Source organism: Exiguobacterium sp. s59 (assembly GCF_018617475.1).
Taxonomy (GTDB): Bacteria; Bacillota; Bacilli; order Exiguobacteriales; family Exiguobacteriaceae; genus Exiguobacterium; species Exiguobacterium aestuarii.
In genome coordinates, this window is record NZ_JACSKG010000004.1 from 256,734 (window position 1) to 273,700 (window position 16,967).

A 16,967-nucleotide genomic window follows, 5' to 3' on the forward strand; every position below is an offset into this window, starting at 1 on the left:
GTGTCTTGTCAAGAAGTCGTCTCTTTTGGTTCAAGTGAGACAATCAACGTTTCATCCACCACATAGTACGGTCTTTTTGGCAATGTCTTAAGGTAGCCGCCATCACGGAGCCGGGTCAAATCTAATTGCAATGCGTCTTGAAATTTACGAAGTGGTAGTTTCTTTTCTTGGTCCATGTAAAGGTCTAGAGCACGTTGCACTTGGTCCATCTCATAAATGACATCACGTTCTTCTTCCGGAACGATATGAAACGTCTCCTTAGACATATAGAAGCGTTGTTTCGGTACCCCGGACAAATGATGTTTCAATCGCTTGGTGTCAATTTCTTGCGTGTCATCGAGTAAGACCGTACGATTGACGCCTTTTGGCAACGTCTGTTCATATTCGTGAATCGCATGACGCAATTCAGGTAAAGTGATGTCGATTTCCCGATCAGGTTCTACCTCTTTTTGCTGTGTCAATCGTTTCCACCAACTCTTGCCCTTATTTTCTTCCCGCACCATAAGCACACCCCTCCCTGTCTTCCTGTTCCCGATTCTTTTAAAACTTTCACCATAAAATCGCATATTCATGAAAAAACCTTCCTTTTTTCAAAGGAAGGTTTGATCAGCGATTGTTTATTTGAGTTTGTTACGGAGAACCATCTGTAAGATTCCACCGTGACGGTAGTAATCAATTTCCACTTCCGAGTCGAAACGAGCGATGACTTTGAACTCTGTCACCGTTCCGTTTTCGTGTGTCGCTTTTGCGTTTAAGATATCGCGTGGACGAACAGACTCATCGACTTGGATATCGATTGCCTCCTCACCAGTCAATCCGAGTGACTCTGCTGATTCACCCTCTAAGAATTGAAGTGGAAGCACACCCATCATGACAAGGTTTGAACGGTGAATCCGCTCGAAACTTTGTGCGATGACCGCACGAATGCCAAGGAGGTTTGTTCCTTTCGCTGCCCAGTCACGAGATGATCCCATTCCGTAGTCGTTTCCAGCAAGGACGACAAGACCAGTACCTTGTTCTTTATACTTCATCGCTGCATCGTACATCGGCATGATCTCACCTGTTGGCCAGTAAGTCGTGAATCCACCTTCTGTACCTGGTGCGACTTGGTTACGGATACGGATGTTTGCAAACGTACCACGCATCATGACTTCATGGTTACCACGGCGTGATCCATATGAGTTGAAGTCGATCGGTTCTACTCCTTTTGAAAGTAGATATTGACCGGCTGGTGTCGTTTTCGAGAACGATCCAGCTGGCGAGATATGGTCAGTCGTGACCGAATCCGCGAACTTCCCGATGACGCGTAATCCATTTAATGCATGCACTTCCCCCGCTTCTGGTTCAAGTTGTTCGAAGAACGGTGGGTTTTGAATGTATGTCGACTCGTCTGAGAAGTCATACAAGTTACCTTCTGGTACGTCAAGCGCGTTCCAGCGTTCGTTACCAGTGAAGACTGTCTCATATTCTTTACGGAACGCTTCTGGTGAAACGACGTCTTGTACGACCATTTTGATTTCATCGTTTGATGGCCAGATGTCTTTGAAGTACACTTCATTTCCATCTTTGTCCGTACCGAACGAATCGTTCATGATGTCGAAGTTAACCGATCCCGCGAGTGCGTAAGCGACGACGAGTGGTGGTGACGCCAAGAAGTTCGCTTTCACGAGCGGGTGAACGCGTCCTTCAAAGTTACGGTTCCCAGAAAGGACAGAAGATACGAGCAAGTCGTTCTCCGTGATTGTTTCTTCGACTTCACGGTCAAGTGGACCCGAGTTTCCGATACATGTCGTACAGCCGTAACCGACTGTGTTGAAGCCGAGTTCGTCCAAGTAAGAAGTCAAGCCTGCTTTGTCGAGATAGTCCGTTACGACTTTCGAACCTGGTGCGAGTGATGTCTTCACGTATTTCGGAACAGTCAAGCCGCGCTCTACCGCTTTCTTCGCAACGAGTCCAGCACCGACCATAACGTAAGGGTTTGACGTGTTCGTACAGCTCGTGATCGCAGCAATCGCGACATCTCCCGTGCTCATGTCGACTGCTCCATCTTCATAGTTGACAGTTGCCTTCTTCTCGAGTTCCGAGCGGTCAAGTCCGAAACCACTGTTCCCAGCAGGAGCGCTTAAACTATCGATGAACGACGTTTGAACGTCTGAGAGGTTGATTCGGTCTTGCGGACGTTTCGGACCTGCAAGTGAAGGTTGAACTTTCGACAAGTCGAGCGTCAACACTTTCGTGAACGTCGGATCAGCTTGATCTGGCGTGTAGAAGAGGTCATTTGCTTTTGAGTATTCTTCAACGAGTGAAATCAATTCTTCAGAACGGCCGGTTGTACGCATATAGTTCAATGTTTCCGTATCGACTGGGAAGAATCCACATGTCGCACCGTATTCTGGAGCCATGTTTGCGATTGTCGCACGGTCTGAGAGTGGCATCGTGTGAAGCGATGGGCCGAAGAATTCAACGAATTTGCCGACAACTTTTTCATGACGGAGCATCTCTGTCACGACGAGGGCAACGTCTGTCGCTGTCACGCCTGGATTGACTTCACCGATGATTTTAACACCGACGACTTCTGGTACTGGGAAGTATGACGGTTGGCCGAGCATACTCGCTTCCGCCTCGATTCCTCCTACTCCCCAACCAAGGACACCAAGTCCGTTGATCATCGTTGTATGCGAATCTGTCCCGACGAGTGAATCCGGATACGCAACCGTACCTGCTGCATCGTCTTTCTCAAGGACGACAGATGCCAAGTACTCCAAGTTTACTTGGTGAACGATACCCGTTGCTGGTGGCACGGCACGGTAGTTGTCGAATGCCGTCTGAGCCCAACGTAAGAACTTATAACGCTCTTCGTTACGTTCGAATTCGATGTCCATGTTTTTCATCAATGCGCCTGCAAATCCGTACGCATCTACTTGAACAGAGTGGTCGACGACGAGATCGACAGGGATTTCTGGGTTGATTTTGTTCGGGTCTCCACCTAGGTCCGCCATCGCTTTACGAAGTGACGCGAGATCTACGACTGTCGGTACACCTGTGAAATCTTGAAGTACGACTCGTGCCGGCTTGAACGGTACGTCAATGTCTTTCGAGACGTCGGCAGTACCCCATTTTGCCAAGTTCTCGACATGTTCTTTTGTAATCGCGCGACCGTCTTGTTGACGGAGTACCGATTCGAGAAGAACGCGAATCGAGTAAGGTAAACGACTGATGTTCGTTAACCCTTCTTCTTCTAACTTTTTCAATCGATAAAAATCATACGATTGCCCGTTCGCCTCGAACGTTGTCCGAGATGCGAAGGCGTCTAAAACATTCGTCTGTTCCATTGCAATTTCCCCCTTTTTGAAAGCGCCGACCACACGACAATGCGTAATCGCTTACTTTTCACATATTTATCATAATACAAGTATAGCGTGACGTAAAATACATTCCGTCACAAATTAGTCATAAGTAAAACTTATCAATTCATTCAGAAAGGGATAAACGACAAAAAAACACCTCAAAACTGAGGTGTTTACAAATTATTCTTCTGTTCCAATCTCTTCGTTGACATCAAGTGCCTCGACGAGCGTCAAATCGTCTGCATGACGTTCAGCGAACCGCTCATACGTGAACTCGTTCGCGAAAAGGAAAACTGGACGTTCCCAACGGTCTGTAACGAGCATGTTCCGTGAGTCCTGGAAAGGTTTCAACGCTTTCAATTCCTTGTCCTTTACCCAACGTGCAACGCTGTACGATACAGGTTCCATCCGGATGTCTACGCCATATTCATTGTTCAAACGATATTCAAACACTTCGAACTGGAGTTGGCCGACCGCACCGAGATAAATCTCATTGTATTCGTTGCGATAAACTTGGATTGCCCCTTCTTGCGCGAGTTGCTCTACACCTTTGTGGAAGTGTTTCGACTTGAGCGAGTTGACAGGCGACACACGCATAAACAACTCAGGTGGGAAAGTCGGCAATGCTTCAAAGGCGATCTTTTGCTTCGATGTCGTGATCGTATCCCCGATTTGATACGTACCTGAGTCATAGATCCCGATGACATCTCCTGCGAACGCTTGGTCGACCGTTTCACGATCGTTGGCCATCAGTTGTGTAGACTGGCTCAATTTGATTTTCTTACCAGTCCGGGTAAGCGTGACGTCCATTCCACGCTCGAACACACCTGAACAGATGCGGACGAATGCAATCCGGTCACGGTGAGCCGGGTTCATGTTGGCTTGAATCTTAAAGACGAACCCACTGAAGTCTTCTGATGTCGGATTGATTGGGCCTACGTTCGATTTACGGGCTTCTGGAGCTGGAGACATCTCCAAATAATGGTTCAAGAACGCAGTCACACCGAAGTCAACGAGTGCCGTCCCGAAGAATACAGGCGTCAACTTACCGCTCTGAATCGCCTCTACATCAATCTCGTTCCCCGCTCCGTCGAGAAGGTCAATCTCATCGCGAAGATTCGTCAAGTTTTCTTCAGAGAGATGATCAGCGAGCACCGGGTCGTTTACCCCGTCCTCACTTAATTGAAGGGTTGACTTGTCTCCGCGGAACAAATGAACTTCATTTTTCATCCGATCATAGACCCCTTCGAACTGCATCCCACTCCCGATCGGCCATGTGATGGCAACGGAAGGCATGCCGAGTACTTCCTCAAGTTCTTCCATCAATTCGAGCGGGTCTTTTGCCTGACGGTCCAATTTGTTCATGAACGTAAAGATTGGAATACCGCGCATCCGACACACTTGGAAAAGTTTTTTCGTCTGCGTCTCGATCCCTTTAGCTGCATCGATGACCATGACCGCGCTGTCGACCGATGTCAATACGCGGTATGTGTCTTCACCAAAGTCATTGTGACCTGGTGTATCCATGATTGATACGACTTTATCTTGATAGATGAATTGCATGACAGACGATGTAACCGAGATTCCACGCTGCTTCTCAATTTCCATCCAGTCTGACTTCGCATGTTTTGAATTTTTACGCGCTTTGACGGTACCGGCTTCACGAATCGCGCCACCGTGCAAAAGTAATTTCTCTGTTAATGTCGTCTTACCCGCATCCGGGTGAGAGATGATCCCGAATATTCGGCGTCTCTCGACTTCTTGTTTCAATTGGCTCATATGTGATAGACCTTTCCTTTCTCGACTCACTTCATGCTTATTCTCGTAGCAACGCTATCTATTCTAACGAAATCGGTTGAGTTCGTCTATCCTAACGAGACGTGCTCCTTTTGCAAATGGATTCTTTTTTGTATACTAACGATGATAGCAAGTGAATGTATAGAACGGGGGAAAGATGATGCCAGAAAACTTGATGATGTATTTCATTGTATTCTGGGGATTCGTCATGATTGGACTCATGACGATTGGCGGATACTTCATGTTTCGTAAGTTTTTAAAACGAATGCCGAAAGAAGACGGACGTTCCCTTCTAGACATTGAAGACGACTATATAGAGAGAACACGACACCTATGGACGCCAGAGACACGGACGTTATTAGACCGACTCGTCTCACCGGTTCCAGAACTGTTTCGTGACGTCGCCATCCGAAAAATCGCTGGTAAGATCGGCCAGTTTGCGCTCGAATCGCGCGCGAAAAAAATGACGACCGAACTCGTGGTGAAAGGGTATATTGCCGCAACGCCGAAACGAGACCATAAGTTTTTAAAGAAAGCACTAGCCGAGGAACAAATCGACTGGACGCCTTACGAGCACTATTTTCAGCAATAGACTCTATCCGACCTGGGTAGAGTTTTTTATTTGTCGAATTGTGCTTTTTGCCTATTGGGTCAAAAGTACCTTTTCTCAAACTATTTACTTTTCAAACATAACGTTCAATTTTTAGACAATATTGAAAACGCTTACAATAAATTGGTATGACCAATATTACAATAATGTTGAAGGATTCGACATGAAAAAAAAGGCATGACTCCTCTCATTTTTACATCGCATAATGGATTTATCTTACAGCTTAGGAGGGATTGTATGCATGACGTGACGCAAGTTGCACAAACAACCAGTAGTCATTCCGCTCAGTCGATCACAGAGCACGAAACGTTCCATCGATTGATGCGTGAAAAAAATCGATTCATCGTTCCAGCTATCATCTTCTCACTCATTTTTTATTTCACACTCCCCGTTTTAACAAGTTATACGACCATTTTGAATACGCCACTCGTCGGAGACATCACTTGGGCATGGGCGTTCGCCTTCTCCCAATTTATTATGACGTGGACATTATGCGTACTCTATAGTCGACGTGCCCGCCGGTTTGATGCACTCGTGAGACAATTGAAAGAAGAGGTGAAATCATGAACTGGACAGCGATTGCCCTTTTTACTGCCATTGTCGGTCTCACCCTTGTCATTACATACTTCGCAGCAAGAAAAACGAAAACCGCCAGTGATTTCTACACGGCTGATGGTGGGTTGACTGGTTTCCAAAACGGTCTCGCGATTGCAGGCGACTATATGTCTGCCGCTTCTTTCTTAGGGATTGCAGGTATGATTGCGCTAGCTGGATTTGATGGCTTTTTCTATTCCATCGGATTCCTCGTGGCTTATCTCGTCGTCCTCTATCTCGTCGCGGAGCCGCTCCGCAACCTTGGAAAGTATACGATGGCCGATATGATCGCAGCACGCTTCAACAAACCACGCGTGCGTGGCGTCGCGGCGATGAATGCGATTGTCATCTCCATCTTTTATATGATTGCCCAGCTCGTAGGTGCTGGTGCTTTGATCGAGCTGTTGCTCGGTATCCCATATACGACGAGTGTCGTCGTTGTCGGTATATTGATGACGGTCTATGTCGTGTTCGGCGGTATGACAGCGACATCATGGGTACAGATCACAAAAGCCGTCTTATTGATGATTGGTACGGCCATCATCTCGTTCCTCGTATTCGCACGGTTTGATTTCTCGATCACAACAATGTTCAAAGAAGTGAGCAAAGCGACACCGCTTGGTAGTGACTTTCTGAACCCAGGAAACAAGTTCAAGCTCCCGCTTGATACGATTTCGTTAAATATGGCGCTTGTTCTTGGTACAGCTGGTCTCCCACACATTTTGATTCGCTTCTTCACCGTCAAAGATGCACCGACCGCGAGACAGTCGGTAGTGTATGCGACATGGATCATCGGTGCCTTCTATATTTTGACAATCTTTTTAGGTTTCGGGGCAGCAGCTTTCGTTGGACGTGATGCCATTCTCGCTGCGAACCCTGCAGGTAACATGGCCGCTCCTCTCCTCGCGCAAGTACTCGGTGGCGATCTCTTGTTCGCTTTCGTAGCAGCAATCGCATTTGCGACTATTCTTGCTGTCGTCGCCGGGCTCGTTTTATCGGCCGCTTCTGCTTTTGCTCATGACTTCTATGGTCATATCATTCGTAAAGGGGAAGCAACAGAGAAGGAGCAAGTGAAAGCCGCTCGTATCGCCTCTGTTGCAGTCGCCCTCGTCTCGATGGGACTTGCATTCTTTGCTCAATCGATGAACGTGGCGTTTCTCGTATCACTCGCATTTGCTGTTGCGGCAAGTGCGAACTTACCGGTCATTCTCTTCACGATCTTCTGGAGACGGTTCAATACTGGTGGAGCAATCTGGGGAATGGTCGTCGGGTTGTTCTCTTCTTTAATCTTGGTCGCACTTAGTCCGAACCTGTGGGCACCAGACGGCTCAGCCATTTTCATTGGAGAAGCGCTCTTCCCACTCTCGAACCCAGGAATCGTCTCGATTCCACTCGGGTTCATTGCAGCCATCATCGGTACGCTCGTCACGAAGTCCGATGAAGTTGCAGGAAACTACGAACGTATTCTCGTCAAAGCAAACACTGGAATCGATGCGGAGACGGAAGTGGCCGTCACAAAAGAATCGTAAACAAAAATGGAGTGGCCATGAGCCACTCCATTTTTACGTGATTGCAATCCGTTTATATTTTTGATACATCGCAATCCGCCAAGGAACGATCATCCCCCAGGCAATCAAGTAGAACAACCCACCTGTAGAGAAGATATCGACTTCATGCCCGACCCAAACTTTCATCGCTGTACGAATCGCGAGTAGCGCGAATACGACGATAAAAAATGCTTTCGAGCGTGACAGATACACTTCTCCATCCCGCTTTTCAAAGTTTGACGTTTTGATGAGGAACAGACTAAAGATTAGTCCTACCGCTAACGCCTCAAGCACTTCGAACCATGACAAACGAAATGCAGGAATCAAAAATTGAATCATCCCGGTCGTCATGGCAAGTGGTGGAATTAAGATTTTTTTTGCATTTGTCGGTTTCGCTGATGCTTTCACACGAACGAAACTCGCCACGATCCCCATCAATAATGCAATGAGAGTCGACCCCCATAACATTGACATCTCGGTCAACCCCTTAAAATCCGGTGAATCCGACAAGCTCGCTCATCCAAGCAGCGAACCGGTTCATTCCGTCAAAATATAATAATACGCCGAATGCCATCATCAAATAGCCTCCGACTTTTGCAACTTTCGCACTGTTTCGTGCTAAGTACTTGATTTTGCCAACAAACGCGACCATCACTAAAAACGGAATCGCGAAACCGATGACATACGCCAACATGTAGCCGAGACCTTGACTCGGGTTAGTCGCGGCAAGTGCAATCACACCAGCTAAAATTGGACCCGTACACGGTGTCCACCCCGCAGCAAAGCCAATTCCGATTAATACGGTCCCAAAATATCCACTCTTCCGTTCGCCGATATCCATTTTCTTCTCGCGCATCATAAACTGCGGTTGCCATAGACCTGCCAAAAAGACGCCGAACACGAAAATTAAAATGGCGCCAAACATCCGCAAACTATCTTTATATTGGATGAATACATCAGCAATTAACGAGGTCGATAATCCGAGCACGAGGAAAACGATTGAAAAGCCGAACAAGAACGAAAACGTGTGGAACCAAGCTGTACGCTGTTTCAATCCTTCATTTTTTAATTCAGATACGGAAACCCCTGTAATATACGAGAGAAACACCGGATATAACGGGAGCGTACATGGTGACAAAAACGATAAGACGCCCGCCCCAAATGCGAGCCATAATGTGACTTCCATGACGATTTCCACCTTTCACGACCATTATAGCGAAAACCTATTTAAATTGCTCGAATCTTTTCTTTCGAAATGAAACATCATTTTGTAATTTTTGAAATGGAAATGAAACTTGTCATCTGTAAACGTAGGTGCTAAGATTTGGATATTCTAGTTCGCAAAATTCTAATTTACATGATGGGGGAACGAACGTGGCAGTCACCGCAGCAGATACACTACACCAGGCCATTGAACAGAAACGTGATGAACTGTATAAAATCGCGTCAACACACACTTGGACCTCACCAGAAGTCATTTTGGTCAGTCAAGAACTTGACTCTCTCATTACACGTCACGTCCTATCAAAGCATAAAAAAGATCAGCATTCGAATTAACCTTGATGGCTCGTCACTTATGGTGACGAGCTTTTTTTCCATGGAAAAAGGACACCCCAATAGGTATCCTTTCCAATTCAAGACATCAGACGTTGCCCCGACTGCAATTCGTACATTTTTTTGTATAGACCATTTTGTTTTAATAATTGTTGATGATTGCCACGCTCCACGATTTCTCCACGGTGCAACACCAGAATCAAGTCAGAATCTTGAATCGTTGATAGCCGGTGAGCGATTGCAATCGTAGTACGGCCACGGCGCATCCGGTCGAGCGCGATCTGTACACGTTCTTCCGTTTCTGTATCGATTGAACTCGTTGCCTCATCAAGGATGAGTACTTTTGGATTACGGGCAACAGTCCGGGCAAATGCGAGCAATTGCCGTTCGCCGCTCGAAAATGTCGCGCCACGCTCTCCGACGACGTGTCCATACCCCGCATCTAACTTCTCAATGAACGTGTGTGCCTGGACGAACTCGGCAGCTTCACGAGCACGTTCTGAATCGATGTTTGGATTGAATAGTTTCAGATTTTCTTCAATCGTCCCGGTGAATAAAAAGGGATCCTGCAATACGAGTCCGACCTGTTGACGAAGTTCTTGCTCTTCAAATTGCTCGAGCGGCTGTCCATCAATCGTGATTCGACCAGTTCCATACGGATAAAAGCGGGTCAAAAGGTTGATGATTGAACTTTTCCCACTTCCGGTGTGTCCAACGAGCGCGACCGTCTCACCAGGTTTTGCAACGAATGAAATCTGTTTCAATACGTCGACTTCTCCGTCGTAGCTAAATGTCACATCCTCGAATCGCACTTCTCCTTCTGTAACCTTTGCCTCGCCCGGCATCTGTTTCCCTGGAGCGGGTTCATCCGTATCTAAGATTTTAAAGACCCGGTCCGCCGAGACGACGGCTTGTTGGAACTCACTCAATCGCTGCATAATATCGAGGACAGGTCGGAAGATCCGTTCAATGTAACTGATGAACGCGTAGACGACCCCGACCTGAACTTGTTCACTCATCGAGAGCACCCCGTAATATCCAAGCAACCCAATGATTGAGAAAGCAAGAAGGAGTTCGATGATTGGTCGTAGCAACATGCTGTCGAGCTTTAAGTTACGATATCGTGCCTCTTGGTGCGCCTCATTCGTCTCTTCAAACTGACGAATGAGCCGCTCTTCTTGACGAAACTGTTGGATAATCCCCATGCCGTTGATTGATTCGTTCAACTGGGCGTTTAGCTGTGACAACAGGTCTCTCACTTGCGCGAAATATTTCGTTGAGAAACGACGATATGCCCAAATGATGAGCCAGAAGAGCGGCAATAAGACGAGTCCCATCGTCGCAAGCGGCGGTTCTAATATGTATAGGAAAATATACGTCCCAATCAATTGAACAGCCGACTGCACGAACGTACTCATCACTCCGACATACAGTTCTTTTACTGCCTCCGTATCATTGGTGATTCTTGATACGAGGACGCCCGCTGGTGTTCGATCAAAATAAGCGAGCCGCATCCCCATGACGTGGCGGAAAATATCCATTCGTATGTTTTGAACAATCTTCAATGCAATCTTCTGGAATGAGATGGATTGCAGATAGTCAAATAGGATCGCCGATAAGTGAAGAACCATATAGACCGTGAAGAGTGCAATGACCCAGTTCGTCGGGTAGACACCGGGAGTGACAAATTCATCGATGAATACTTTGATTAAAAAAGGACCAGCCAACTTAGCACCTGTCGCAATTAATAGAAAAACGAAGGCGACACTGAGTGACTTTCCGTAACGCTTCGCATAGCTGAGTAACCGTTTGATGACTTCCCATTCTTGAACATCATGCTTCATCATGTCCACCCCCTTCTACAATCGCTTCAAGTTGTTGGCGATCATACGTTTCACGATACCAACCTGCTTCTCGAAGCAATTCGTCGTGACGCCCCCTCTGTACGATTTTCCCATCTTCGATCACAAGGACCTCATCCGAGTGTTCCACGGCAGAGAGGCGATGCGCAACGATGACACGAGCTTGATCAGGATTTCCGACACGGAAGTGTTCGATGATGGACTCTTCCGTCTTCGCATCTACGGCAGATAGCGCATCATCTAAGATTAAGACATCCGCTTCAGTCATGAGCGCACGCGCAATGGATATACGTTGTTTCTGTCCACCTGACAAGGTCACTCCACGTTCCCCAACGAGTGTCGCATACCCTTCCGGGAGACGGACGATATCTTCATGCACCTCAGCGACTTTGGCCGCCTCGATGATTTCCTCCATGCTCGCCTCAGGTCTTCCGAAAGCGATGTTGTTCGCAATCGAATCCGAGAATAAGAAATGGTCTTGTGGCACGACCGCAATTTTGTCCATTAACAGTGATTTTTTCACTTGGCGGATATTGATGCCTCCGATTTTAATCTTTCCATCTTTTACGTCATACTCACGGGTCAACAGACGGACAATCGTCGTCTTACCTGAACCTGTCCTTCCAACAATCCCGATTGTCTTCCCACGCTCAATCCGAAAATGGACATCATGGAGTACAACGGTATCGTCATACGTAAAGTTTCGCACATCGACTTCCACCTCTGAGTGTGCAAGTGTCGTCGCGGCCATCCGGTCATCTTGAATCTCTGGTTTGACGGCGAGCATTCGTTCAATCCGGTCGTACGACGCCCGTCCACGCTCGACAATGTTGAAGAGCCATCCAAAAGCTAACATCGGCCATGTCAATAGTGCCAAATAGGCAGTGAAGCTTACAATTTGTCCGATTGTCAATTCACCTTGTTCAATCAAGACCGCCCCATAGCCAACTGAGAGGATATACGACAAACCGACAATACCAAAGATAGTTGGATCATACAGGGCATCAATTTTGGCAACCCGTACGTTTTTTGCCATGACCTCACTCGATAAGTTCTCGAACGAGTCTACGTCTCGTTCGACTTCCCCGGTCGACTTCAAGACACGAACCCCACTCACACTTTCCTGTACTTTGTCATTCAATTCTGAAAATGCCGCTTGGGCGACCCCAAATCGGCTATGTAACATCTTCCCATATCGCGTTGTCAGAGCGACCATGATCGGGAGTGGGAGCAAAGCGACGAGCGTGAGCTTCCAACTGATTGTTGTAATCATCGTGATGATGACGAACGTTCCAAGTGTCACGCTATCGACAAGTGTTAAAATCCCTGCCCCTGCCGTCATGGATACGGCTTGTACATCATTTGTTGCGTGAGCCATCAGGTCGCCGACACGTGACTTTTTGTAAAATCGTTGATCAAGATCTGTAAAGTGCCGATACAGTTGGCTTCGAAGCATTCTCCCTAGTCGAATTGAAGCGCCGAAGATAAAATAGCGCCAAAAGAAGCGGGCAACATAATTTCCGATTCCGACGGCAGCCAGACCGCCTAGTAACATCCAAAGCGTGTTCGACGAAAGTGAACCACGGTTGATCTCATCTACGATCCGACCGATGATGCGCGGTGGAATTAATTCTAATCCCGCCACGAATACGAGTAAGACGATGCCAAGTGCATACGTCCTCCACTCGAGACGTAAAAACCAAGATAATTGTTTAAATACACGAATGTGAAACGCCCCCTTTGTCTTTACATGAAGATTATTCATTAATCGTAGCGAAAGTTTGTTCGATTGTCTAACAAAAAGAGGAAGCAAAAAAGCACTTCGGAGACCGAAGTGCTTTCATGACTGATTATGATTTCTTTTCGTTTTTCATCTGCACGTTCATGGCGCGCATCACTTGGTTGACTTTCTTCTGTGATGGCTTTTGACCCATTTGCATCATCAACGTACGAATCATATCTTCATTGATTGGCGGGTTCTGTTCAAGGTAGTTCATCATGTATTTACGCGCAATGAAGAATCCGATCGCGATACCCCCGATGAGTGCTGCCACGACAAGAAGAATCCAGAATAATGTACTCAAGGCTTTACCTCCTCTACCATATGAAACATCGTTTTTTACTATACACTAAATTGAACAACTTCGCTAGTCGTGCAGAAAAAAAGTGACGGCCAAATGAGCGGCCGCCACAACATTCTAGCATTCGATTAAAGTGATTTCACTGCATTGACGACGTTGTCGACTGACATCCCGTATTCTTTCATAAGAAGGTCTCCAGGTGCAGATGCCCCGAACTTGTCGATTCCGAGTACTTTTCCACCGAATCCTACATATTTGTACCATCCAAGTGTCGCACCCGCTTCAAGTGATACACGCTTCGTGATTGAAGATGGAAGGACAGATTCTTTATATTCAGCAGATTGAGCTTCAAAGAGTTCCCATGATGGCATTGAAACAACTGCCGCATTCACACCTTCTGACGCGAGCTGTTCACGCGCTTCGACGAGGACGTGTACTTCCGAACCTGTTCCGAGTAAGAGGACGTCTGCATCTTTCGATTCTCCTGCAACGACATATGCTCCTTTTCCTGCCGTTTCAATCGATGTGCCTTCAAGCTCAGGCAACGCTTGACGAGTCAAGACAAGAAGTGACGGTGTCGTTTTCGATGTCACAGCTTGTTTCCAAGCAGCAATCGTTTCTTTACCGTCTGCCGGGCGAAGAACAGAGAGGTTTGGCATCGCACGGAAGCTCATCAAGTGTTCAACCGGCTCGTGTGTCGGACCATCTTCACCGACTGCGATTGAGTCGTGCGTCAAGATGAACGTCGATGGGAGTCCCATGAGTGCAGCAAGACGGACTGCCGGGCGAAGGTAATCCGAGAAGACGAAGAATGTCGCACCGTAAGGAAGTACGCCACCGTGAAGTGCCATTCCGTTTACAGCTGCCGCCATTGCGAACTCACGAACACCGAACCAGATGTTACGTCCAGCTGGATCTTCATCGAAGTCCACTGCACCCTTAATCATCGAGTTGTTTGAACCGGCAAGGTCAGCCGATCCACCGAAGAGTGTCGGTACTGCTTTTGCGATTGCGTTCAACACTTCACCGCTCGTTTGACGTGTTGCTTTTTTCGAACCGATTTCGAATGTCGGCAACTCACTGTCCCAACCTTCAGGAAGTTCGTTGTTCATCGCACGCTCGAACTGTGCACCGAGTTCTGGGTGTGCCGATTTATATGCTTCTACGAGTTCGTTCCAGTCTGACTCGTATTTTGCGCCAGGCTCGACAACTTTCTCGTTGAACAAGTCGTATACTTCGTTCGGCACGTAGAACGATTCGCCTTCCCATTTATAGAACTGTTTCGTCAATTCGATTTCAGCGTCTCCGAGTGGTGCACCGTGTGAGGCTGATTTCCCTGACTTGTTCGGTGAACCGAATCCGATGACCGTTTTCACTTCAATCAATGTTGGTTTTGACGTCTCAGCTTTCGCTGCGTCGATTGCTTTTGCGATTGAATCGATATCTGTTCCGTCTTCAACACGAATGACTTGCCATCCGTATGCGTTGAAACGGTCTTCTACGCTTTCAGAGAACGACTTGTGAAGATCGCCATCGAGCGAGATATCATTTGAATCGTAAAGCACGACAAGTTTACCGAGCTTCAAGTGACCAGCGAGTGATGCTGCTTCCGCTGAAACACCTTCCATCAAATCTCCATCTCCGCAAATCCCGAACGTGTAGTGGTCAACGACGTTGAACTCGTCGCGGTTGTAAGTCGCTTCTAAATGCTTCTCTGCCATGGCCATCCCGACAGCCATCGCAATCCCTTGTCCAAGCGGTCCCGTCGTCGCATCTACACCAGCCGTATGACGGTACTCTGGGTGACCAGGAGTCTTCGAGTCCATTTGACGGAATGATTTAAGGTCGTCCATCGACAAATCATATCCAGACAAGTGAAGGAGCGAATACAAGAGCATCGATCCGTGGCCTGCCGAAAGTACGAAACGGTCACGGTTGAACCAGTTCGGGTTTTTCGGGTTATGACGCATTTTGTCTGTCCAAAGTGTAAACGCCATAGGTGCAGCACCCATCGGCATCCCTGGGTGACCAGAGTTCGCTTTTTGGACCGCATCAATTGAGAGCGTCCGGATCGAGTTAATCGCTAATAATTCTTTAGTAGTTGTTTCCACTAATTTCATCCTCTCTGTGTTAAGAAGGTTTTCTACCCGTCATATTTTATCACACTCATTCGTGTGTCACAACTAATTAATTAGTATAACACATTCATTGAAATCGTTTCCTTCAATTGCATGAAATGAACCGAAATCCGTTCGTCTGATGAGCGTTCGTGTATAACAAAAATGCACATCCTATACGAAATAGGATGTGCATTCAGCATCACTCGCCACGATAGCGTTTTTGATCTTCTTTCAATTTCTCAGGCGTGACGTCGTTGCCATCTGGATCCACGACTTTCATGCCCATCATTTGCGACTTGAACGATTGACGGAACGCCTTCAAATATTCTTGGCGTAGGTTTTGTTGCTCGTTCATTTCATCTTGAGACAGTCCTTCTGTCTTCGCTTTGTTGGCGAGGAAATTGATTCGCTCCAATTGTCCTGGTGCTAACATCTGACTCGCCCCCTCTCTAGTGAATTTGTTCTTATACTTTACAAAATCAGAGAGGAAGAATCAAGTTTCAGCAACTGACTGGTGCTCGAGATACCGTCGATTCACGGTCGCTTTCGACACTTCATACCCGAATCCACGGAGCGTTGCCGCAATCTCGGCAAACGTCAACCCACGTTCGCGCAGTTGAATGATCTCTTCAATTGGTACTTCGATTCGATGTCGCCCACCTTGATCGTTGTTCTGAATGTTCCGTTGCGGATTGAATCCGTTGGCAACGGCACGACGCATCCCACGAGAAATTTTAGCGTTGTGAATTTTCCGCTGATATTCTTCAACGACACTGACAATCTCCAACACCATCTTCTCGGCATCGGAAACGACGTAGTCCGATGTCGATTGCATCGTCAACAACCGAACGTCGTGTTTCATTAATGTGTGCAAGATGGCAATCTTGGCATTTCCTCGCCCCAAGCGACTGTCGTCCGTGACAAGCACGGCGTCCAAATCAGACGTCGACACGTGGTCAAGTAAATCAAGCAAGCCCTTTCGATTCACCTCGTACCCACTTTCTTGTTCCGTGATGATATCTATGACTTCTGCCCCTAGTTGCGAAGCCAGTTGCTGTAATTCATCGACTTGCCGACTGAGTGATGTCTCTTGGGTGGACTTGTTCGTCGATACCCGACAATAGATGACGACTCGCATCGCATCACTCCCTTTCATCGCATTCATTCCTTACGATACACAGTTCGAGAACGGTACGCAATGATGAACGATCACTCAGCGGCATACCATTTTGTTTTACGTTCGTTATGCTCTTCTCGCTCCGCCATGATCTGTGCTTCGAGTGATTCTGCCTGGACATACGCGACCTCTTCTTCAATCGTGCGTTCCGATGTGACGACTGGTTCAACCGCTGCCGGTTCCCCCCGCATCTCTCCTGCCAAATAAAAAGCGAACATCCCGACCAAGAGCATTCCGACTAAAATGATTCCGTTGAGTGTATCTTTCATAATTGCATT

Annotated in this window: 16 protein-coding genes; 4 read left to right on the top strand and 12 right to left on the bottom strand. The window is 47.2% G+C overall.

The window, feature by feature from the left end:
* Window positions 1–8: 8 nt before the first annotated feature.
* From KNO91_RS09480 to KNO91_RS09490, 3 genes are all read right to left on the bottom strand, one after another.
* Window positions 9–503 (bottom strand): DUF3939 domain-containing protein, encoded by a 495-nt coding sequence (locus KNO91_RS09480; RefSeq protein WP_214794816.1) that lies wholly within the window; start codon window positions 501–503, stop codon window positions 9–11.
* 114 nt (window positions 504–617) lie between these two features.
* Window positions 618–3,332: an aconitate hydratase AcnA gene (gene acnA / locus KNO91_RS09485; protein WP_214794814.1), complete on the bottom strand. Its 2,715-nt coding sequence runs from the start codon at window positions 3,330–3,332 to the stop codon at window positions 618–620.
* A gap of 195 nt (window positions 3,333–3,527) precedes the next feature.
* Window positions 3,528–5,126 carry a peptide chain release factor 3 gene (locus tag KNO91_RS09490; protein ID WP_074033192.1) on the bottom strand — a complete coding sequence of 533 codons (1,599 nt, stop codon included), beginning with the start codon at window positions 5,124–5,126 and terminating at the stop codon, window positions 3,528–3,530.
* A 178-nt stretch (window positions 5,127–5,304) separates the two neighbouring features.
* On the opposite strand from KNO91_RS09490, the gene KNO91_RS09495 reads away from it, so the two are divergent.
* The 3 genes from KNO91_RS09495 to KNO91_RS09505 all read left to right on the top strand — a co-directional run bounded on the left by KNO91_RS09495 (window position 5,305) and on the right by KNO91_RS09505 (window position 7,877).
* Window positions 5,305–5,736, top strand: a complete 432-nt coding sequence (locus KNO91_RS09495) for a DUF2621 domain-containing protein (protein ID WP_074033193.1) — start codon at window positions 5,305–5,307, stop codon at window positions 5,734–5,736.
* Window positions 5,737–5,991: 255 nt separating this feature from the next.
* Entirely contained in the window at window positions 5,992–6,321 is a 330-nt protein-coding gene (locus KNO91_RS09500; protein WP_214817733.1) for a DUF485 domain-containing protein, read from the top strand.
* The gene (locus tag KNO91_RS09505; RefSeq protein ID WP_214817734.1) at window positions 6,318–7,877 is read left to right on the top strand and encodes a solute symporter family protein; all 1,560 of its coding nucleotides are present in this window, start codon (window positions 6,318–6,320) and stop codon (window positions 7,875–7,877) included. Before KNO91_RS09500 ends, KNO91_RS09505 begins: the two co-directional genes overlap by 4 nt.
* A 33-nt stretch (window positions 7,878–7,910) precedes the next feature.
* On the opposite strand, the gene KNO91_RS09510 is transcribed toward KNO91_RS09505, so the two are convergent.
* Window positions 7,911–8,363, bottom strand: a complete 453-nt coding sequence (locus KNO91_RS09510; RefSeq protein ID WP_214789828.1) for a CcdC family protein — start codon at window positions 8,361–8,363, stop codon at window positions 7,911–7,913.
* Between the two features lie 19 nt (window positions 8,364–8,382).
* Complete coding sequence (locus tag KNO91_RS09515; protein WP_012726450.1) at window positions 8,383–9,081, bottom strand: cytochrome c biogenesis CcdA family protein; 699 nt, start codon at window positions 9,079–9,081, stop codon at window positions 8,383–8,385.
* A 188-nt stretch (window positions 9,082–9,269) separates the two neighbouring features.
* On the opposite strand from KNO91_RS09515, the gene KNO91_RS09520 reads away from it, so the two are divergent.
* Window positions 9,270–9,452 carry an aspartyl-phosphate phosphatase Spo0E family protein gene (locus KNO91_RS09520; protein WP_214787745.1) on the top strand — a complete coding sequence of 61 codons (183 nt, stop codon included), beginning with the start codon at window positions 9,270–9,272 and terminating at the stop codon, window positions 9,450–9,452.
* A 77-nt stretch (window positions 9,453–9,529) separates the two neighbouring features.
* Here KNO91_RS09520 and KNO91_RS09525 read toward each other — a convergent pair whose 3' ends face one another.
* The 7 genes from KNO91_RS09525 to KNO91_RS09555 all read right to left on the bottom strand — a co-directional run bounded on the left by KNO91_RS09525 (window position 9,530) and on the right by KNO91_RS09555 (window position 16,958).
* Window positions 9,530–11,293, bottom strand: coding sequence for an ABC transporter ATP-binding protein (locus KNO91_RS09525; RefSeq protein WP_214817735.1), 1,764 nt, complete (start codon window positions 11,291–11,293; stop codon window positions 9,530–9,532).
* Complete coding sequence (locus KNO91_RS09530) at window positions 11,283–13,037, bottom strand: ABC transporter transmembrane domain-containing protein (protein WP_214817838.1); 1,755 nt, start codon at window positions 13,035–13,037, stop codon at window positions 11,283–11,285. Before KNO91_RS09530 ends, KNO91_RS09525 begins: the two co-directional genes overlap by 11 nt.
* Window positions 13,038–13,161: 124 nt before the next feature.
* A complete protein-coding gene (locus tag KNO91_RS09535; RefSeq protein ID WP_012726454.1) occupies window positions 13,162–13,395 on the bottom strand; it encodes a YneF family protein in 234 nt (77 codons plus the stop codon).
* 125 nt (window positions 13,396–13,520) lie between these two features.
* Window positions 13,521–15,512, bottom strand: a complete 1,992-nt coding sequence (tkt, locus tag KNO91_RS09540) for a transketolase (RefSeq protein ID WP_214787739.1) — start codon at window positions 15,510–15,512, stop codon at window positions 13,521–13,523.
* 199 nt (window positions 15,513–15,711) lie between these two features.
* Window positions 15,712–15,945 (bottom strand): DUF896 domain-containing protein, encoded by a 234-nt coding sequence (locus KNO91_RS09545; protein ID WP_012726456.1) that lies wholly within the window; start codon window positions 15,943–15,945, stop codon window positions 15,712–15,714.
* Between the two features lie 60 nt (window positions 15,946–16,005).
* Window positions 16,006–16,650 (bottom strand): YneB family resolvase-like protein, encoded by a 645-nt coding sequence (locus KNO91_RS09550; protein ID WP_214817840.1) that lies wholly within the window; start codon window positions 16,648–16,650, stop codon window positions 16,006–16,008.
* Between the two features lie 71 nt (window positions 16,651–16,721).
* The gene (locus KNO91_RS09555; protein ID WP_214787737.1) at window positions 16,722–16,958 is read right to left on the bottom strand and encodes a hypothetical protein; all 237 of its coding nucleotides are present in this window, start codon (window positions 16,956–16,958) and stop codon (window positions 16,722–16,724) included.
* Window positions 16,959–16,967 lie beyond the last annotated feature (9 nt).